Origin of the sequence: Rhodosalinus sp., from assembly GCF_041685465.1 — a bacterium.
In the GTDB taxonomy this organism is placed as follows: domain Bacteria; phylum Pseudomonadota; class Alphaproteobacteria; order Rhodobacterales; family Rhodobacteraceae; genus Rhodosalinus.
In genome coordinates, this window is the sequence record NZ_JAWLFS010000026.1 from 14,537 (window position 1) to 19,732 (window position 5,196).

Sequence of the window (5,196 nt, forward strand, 5' to 3'; positions counted from 1 at the left end):
CGGGGCCGTCCCCGGGCGGAACCCTGCCCGCCGCCGCGCATTCCCCCGGTGCGCCCCTGTCTCGGGCGCGTCAGGCGCAAGGAGAACCGGCATGGCGGACACGGACGAGGATGCAGGCAGCGTGCGGCTGCAGGTGGCGAGCGCGCGTCCGGAGGATTCGGGCCGCGGCATCGTGCGCCTCGACCGCCCCACGATGGAGCGCATCGGCGTGCGCGAGGGCGACGTGGTGGAGATCTCCGGCAAGCGCTGCACTGCCGCCATCGCCATGCCCCCCGCGCCCGAGGACGAGGGTCTGACGCTCGCCCGGCTCGACGGGCTGCTGCGCGGCAACGCCGGCGTCGCCGCCGGCGAACAGGTGGAGGTCGCCCGCGCCGAGCTCCGCCCGGCCAAGCGGGTCGTGCTCGCCCCCGCGCAGAAGGAGATGCGGCTGCACGGCTCGGGCGAGGCGTTGCGCCGCAGCTTCCTGCGCCGGCCCTTCGCGGCGGGCGACGTGGTCTCGACCTCGGTGCACGCCCCGCGCGCCCAGGCCGACCGGCGCATCCCGGAGGAACTGCGCCGCATGCTCGATCTGCCCGCCTACGGGCTGCAGGAAATCCGCCTCGTCGTGGTCTCGACCGAGCCGCGCGCGCTCGTGCAGATGACCGAGGAGACCGAGGTCATCCTGCGCCCCACCTACGAGGAACCGGCGGAGAGCCGCCGCCCCGACATCACCTACGACGATATCGGCGGGCTCGGCGACACGGTGGACCGCATCCGCGAGATGGTCGAACTGCCGCTGCGCCATCCGGAGCTTTTCCAGCGCCTCGGGATCGACCCGCCGAAGGGCGTGCTGCTGCACGGGCCGCCCGGCACCGGCAAGACGCTTCTGGCGCGCGTGGTGGCGAACGAGGCGGAGGCCGAGTTCTTCCTCGTCAACGGTCCCGAGATCCTCGGCAAGATGCAGGGCGAGAGCGAGGAGCGTTTGCGCCAGGTCTTCCAGCAGGCCGGCGAGCAGGCGCCGGCGATCATCTTCATCGACGAGATCGACTCGATCACGCCCAAGCGCGACCAGACCGGCGGCGAGGCCGAGCGCCGGCTGGTGGCGCAGCTGCTCACGCTGATGGACGGGTTGCAGCCGCGCCAGAACGTCATGGTGATCGGGGCGACGAACCGGATCGACTCGCTCGACGAGGCGCTGCGCCGGCCCGGCCGTTTCGACCGCGAGCTTACCATCGGCGTGCCCGATCAGGCGGGCCGGCGCGAGGTGCTGGGCATCCACACCCGGGGCATGCCGCTCGACGAGGACGTGGACCTCGACGGGCTCGCGCGGGTGACCTACGGCTTCGTCGGCGCCGACATCGCCGCGCTCGCGCGTGAAGCCGCGATGGACGCGGTGCGCCGCCTCCTGCCCGAGATCGACCTGAAGGAAGAGGTGCCCGCGCGGATTCTCGAAGACCTCGCCGTCACGCGCGCCGATTTCGAGAACGCGCTGCGCCGCGTGCAGCCCTCGGCCATGCGCGAGATCATGATCCAGGTGCCCAATGTTTCCTGGGACGACATCGGCGGCCTCTCGGAGGTGCGCGAGACGATGAAGGAAAGCATCGAGCTGCCGCTCAAGGACCCGGACGCCTTCCGCCGCCTCGGCATCCGTCCGGCCAAGGGCTTTTTGCTCTACGGGCCGCCCGGCACCGGCAAGACCCTCCTCGCCAAGGCCGTGGCGCGCGAGGCGGAGGCGAACTTCATCGCGACGAAGTCCTCCGATCTGCTGTCGAAGTGGTACGGCGAGAGCGAGCAGCAGGTCGCGCGCCTCTTCCGTCGCGCGCGTCAGGTGGCACCGACGGTCATCTTCATCGACGAGATCGACAGCCTCGCGCCCGTCCGCGGCGGCGGGCTCGGCGAGCCCGCGGTGACCGAGCGCGTGGTCAACACGATCCTCTCCGAGATGGACGGTCTGGAAGAGCTGCAGGGCGTGGTGGTGATCGGCGCGACCAACCGTCCGAACCTCGTCGATCCCGCGCTCCTGCGGCCGGGCCGCTTCGACGAACTGATCTATGTGCCGGTCCCCGATCTCGGCGCGCGCCGGCGCATTCTCGAGATCCGGGCCAAGGACATGCCGCTCGGCGAGGATGTCGATCTCGACGACGTCGCCAAGCGCACCGAGCGCTACACCGGCGCCGATCTGGAGGACGTGGTGCGCCGCGCGGGGCTCGTCGCGCTGCGCAAGGGTGACGCGCGGGTGGATCGCGCCGCCTTCGACGCCGCGCTGCAGGAGAGCCGCGCCTCGGTGACGCCGGAGATGGAAAAGGAATACGAGAGCCTGCGCGCCTCGCTCGGCCGGGAGGATCCGTTCGAACAGTCGATCGGCTTCCGCCTGCCCAAGGGCGGCCGCGAAGAGACCGAGCCCCGCGAGGCAGCCGAGGCGCGCCGGCGCGGATGACCGCGCCCCGGGGGGCGGTGTGCAAGGCATTTGCAAATGCCTTGCCGCCCACCCGGCGTCGAAGGCGCGCCAAAAGGGACGGCCGTGGGTGACAGCGATCGTCGTCGCAGGCGCCCGATCAGGCGGTGGACGCAGGGCGGAGTGCCTTCGCTCAAGGACGATGGTGCGGCTTGCCGCAATGTCAGCCTTCCCGCCTCATGCGCCGGCTGGACAGCGGGTCTCCTCGCCCCGCAGCCCGACGCGAGAAAGCGAGTCGCAAGGCCGTGCAGACCGGTGGGCGCCCGCAGGCGGCGGCGCCGACAGCGAGTCGCCCCCGTGTCGCGGCACGCAGGCAGCGGGACAGACGCGGCGCATTGCGCGCGATGCAGTTGACCGCCGCCGCGGCAGCTGGGGATGGTCTCGCCTCAGGCGTGTTCCTGTGACGCTGCCTCCGCATTCGGGGGGGCGGCTGCCACCGCGGGGTCGCGCCCTGGCGACCGGGGCCACGCGCCGTCGCCCACGCCGCCTGTCAGTGGTGCAGCACCAGCATCTGGAAGGCCATCATCACCGCGAAGGCGAGCGCCACGCCGGTCGCGGCGGATTCGTTCGAGACGTTCTCCTGCGCATCGGGGAAGAGCTCGGCGAAGACCATCCAGATCATCGCCCCGGCCGCGAGGCCGAGGCCCACGGGCAGGAACGGCTGGAAGATCTCGACGAAGAGATAGGCGGGCGCGGCCATGATCGGTTGCGGCAGGCTCGTGAAGATCGCCCAGAGCGCGGCCTTCCAGACCGCGGTGCCGCGCGGGATCAGCACCAGCGCGATGGCGAGCCCCTCGGGGACGTTGTGAAAGGCGATCGCGGTGGTGATGAAGGCGCCGAGGCCCTCGGAGCCCGCGAAGGAGACGCCGACGCCCACGCCCTCGGCGAAGGAATGCGCCGTCATGATGCCGAGGATCAGAAGTGCCTTCGCCGCGTTCGCGCCGGTCAGGTCGGCCACGTCCACCTCGCCCGCGCCGGTGAGCGCACGGTTGGCGAGAACGATGGCGCCGAGGCCTGCGACCACGCCCGCGAGGGTCAAGGCGACGTCGAGCCCCACGCCCTCGGCGATGAGGCTGTGGCTCGCGGCCAGCATGAGGCCCGCCGCGGCCGCGTTCGAAAGGCCCATCGTCCGGTCGCCGAGGCGGCGGACGAAAAGAAAGGGCAGGGCGCCGACACCTGTCATGATCGCCGTGATGAAGGCCGCCCCGACGACGATCCAGAGCGATGTTTCCAAGTGTCCCTCCCGCGGCGCGCGCCGGGATCAGTCGGTTGCGGTATCGCCGCCGCCGTCGGCGTCGCTGTCGCTCCACGCCTCGGACACCTCGCCCCAGGCATCGGAAAAGCCGTCGCGCAGCGCGCCCCAGGCGTCGCGCGCCCCGGCCTGCAGGGCACCGTAGCGTTCACCGAGCCGGTTGCGCGCCGAGCGCAACTCCTCGAGCCGGCTGCGTGCCTCTTCGCGCGCCGTGTCGGACATCCCGGCCCAGTTCTCGCGCAGCGCCTGCTCGCGCCGCGCGATTTCGGCGTCGAGCCGGTCGAGCCCGTCGCGGGCGCGTTCGAGGGCCTCGTCCCGCTCCTGTGCGGAATACTCCGAGACGGCCTCCATCGCGTCGGCGATCTCCTGGCGCACCTCCGCGGGCGTGGTCCCGGGGGCCTCCTCCTCCTCCTGCGCCGCCGCGGGGGTGGCGAGGACGGAAAGCGCGGCGAGGACGATCCCCGCCGCGCGGGTCGTGGCGCGCGGGCTCACCGGAAACGCGCCATCGCGCTTTCGAAGGCGTCGGAAATCTGGTCCCACGCCCGGTCGACGCCGGCTTTCACGTCGTCCCATGCCGCGTCGCTCGCCGCGCGCATCTTCTCGAGCTGCTTCTGCGCCTCGTCGCGCTGGGTGCGCATCTCTTCGAGCTGCTTTTCGTACCTGGCCTTCGTGTCGGCCTCGGCTTCCTGCATCTTGGCCTTCATCTCGTCGATCTGTGCGTTCCAGCGATCGAGTTGTGCCTTGGTCTCTTCGACGTATCTGTCACGTTCCGACATCGATGCGATCCCTCCTGCATCCTGTTTCGAGCCTAGCAACGGGCCCTCTTCGTGAGAAGCGCCCTTGCACGCTGCGACGCGGCAAGGCGGTTGCCCGGCGGCGTGCGAGGGCGCTACTATGAACATGGAATGCGAGGAGTGTGGGGGAGGTTCCCCGATGAACAGGGGCTTTCTACTCGGCGCGGCCGCCGCGGTCGGCGCCGTGATGCTGGTACCGGGCGTGGCGGGCGCCCTCGGCCGCGCCGGACGGCCGATCGTGCGCGCCGGCATGCGCACCGGCGCGACGGCCTACGACGAGTTCCGCAAGGCCGGGGCCGAGGCCTTCGAGCACATGGAGGACATCGTCGCCGAGGTGCGAGAGGAGATGGCCGCCGAGCGTGACGCCGCCGAAGCCGAGAGCGCAGGCGACACCGGGGCCGAGGCGCCCGGGGGCTCCGGGGGCGATGCCCGCTCCGGCTGAGGCCATCCCGGTTCACCGGGCGCAGGTACTCGGCCGCCGTGCGCGCCTTCGGCCCGCGCGGCCGCTCGGGCGCGAGGCGCTCGTGGACCTCGCCGACCGGCTCGCCGCGGTGGCCGGCGTCGATCGGGTTCTGGCACGCCCTGCCACCGGCAGCCTGATCGTCGAGACGCACCACGACGCCGGCGAGGTGCTCGACGCGATGGAAGCCGGGTCGCTCATCGTCACGCGGCGCGCGCCCACTGCGCCACCTGTGGGGCAGATGGTGAAGCTCGGG

At 71.8% G+C, this 5,196-nt stretch carries 6 protein-coding genes; 3 read left to right on the plus strand and 3 right to left on the minus strand.

Features of this window, described 5'->3' with window-relative positions:
• Positions 1–91: 91 nt before the first annotated feature.
• Positions 92–2,416 carry a CDC48 family AAA ATPase gene (locus ACESL7_RS03195; protein WP_372891383.1) on the plus strand — a complete coding sequence of 775 codons (2,325 nt, stop codon included), beginning with the start codon at positions 92–94 and terminating at the stop codon, positions 2,414–2,416.
• A gap of 508 nt (positions 2,417–2,924) precedes the next feature.
• On the opposite strand, the gene ACESL7_RS03200 is transcribed toward ACESL7_RS03195, so the two are convergent.
• From ACESL7_RS03200 to ACESL7_RS03210, 3 genes are read right to left on the minus strand one after another with little or no spacing between them, the layout of a single operon-like run.
• Positions 2,925–3,668, minus strand: a complete 744-nt coding sequence (locus ACESL7_RS03200; RefSeq protein WP_372891385.1) for a ZIP family metal transporter — start codon at positions 3,666–3,668, stop codon at positions 2,925–2,927.
• Between the two features lie 27 nt (positions 3,669–3,695).
• Positions 3,696–4,178, minus strand: a complete 483-nt coding sequence (locus ACESL7_RS03205; RefSeq protein ID WP_372891387.1) for a sll1863 family stress response protein — start codon at positions 4,176–4,178, stop codon at positions 3,696–3,698.
• Positions 4,175–4,462 (minus strand): sll1863 family stress response protein, encoded by a 288-nt coding sequence (locus ACESL7_RS03210; protein WP_372891389.1) that lies wholly within the window; start codon positions 4,460–4,462, stop codon positions 4,175–4,177. The genes ACESL7_RS03205 and ACESL7_RS03210 overlap by 4 nt, the downstream gene beginning before the upstream one ends.
• Before the next feature lie 157 nt (positions 4,463–4,619).
• Between ACESL7_RS03210 and ACESL7_RS03215 the strand changes: the two genes are divergently transcribed.
• A complete protein-coding gene (locus tag ACESL7_RS03215; RefSeq protein ID WP_372891390.1) occupies positions 4,620–4,922 on the plus strand; it encodes a DUF5132 domain-containing protein in 303 nt (100 codons plus the stop codon).
• Positions 4,906–5,196 (plus strand): hypothetical protein (locus ACESL7_RS03220; RefSeq protein WP_372891392.1); only part of this gene is annotated, 291 nt, incomplete at its 3' end. The genes ACESL7_RS03215 and ACESL7_RS03220, both read left to right, overlap by 17 nt.

Bases quoted from the DNA above. Each gene is read 5' to 3' on its own strand.
- ACESL7_RS03215 (WP_372891390.1), top strand. From the start codon at position 4,620: ATGAACAGGGGCTTTCTACTCGGCGCGGCCGCCGCGGTCGGCGCCGTG.
- ACESL7_RS03210 (WP_372891389.1), bottom strand. From the start codon at position 4,462: ATGTCGGAACGTGACAGATACGTCGAAGAGACCAAGGCACAACTCGAT.
- ACESL7_RS03195 (WP_372891383.1), top strand. From the start codon at position 92: ATGGCGGACACGGACGAGGATGCAGGCAGCGTGCGGCTGCAGGTGGCG.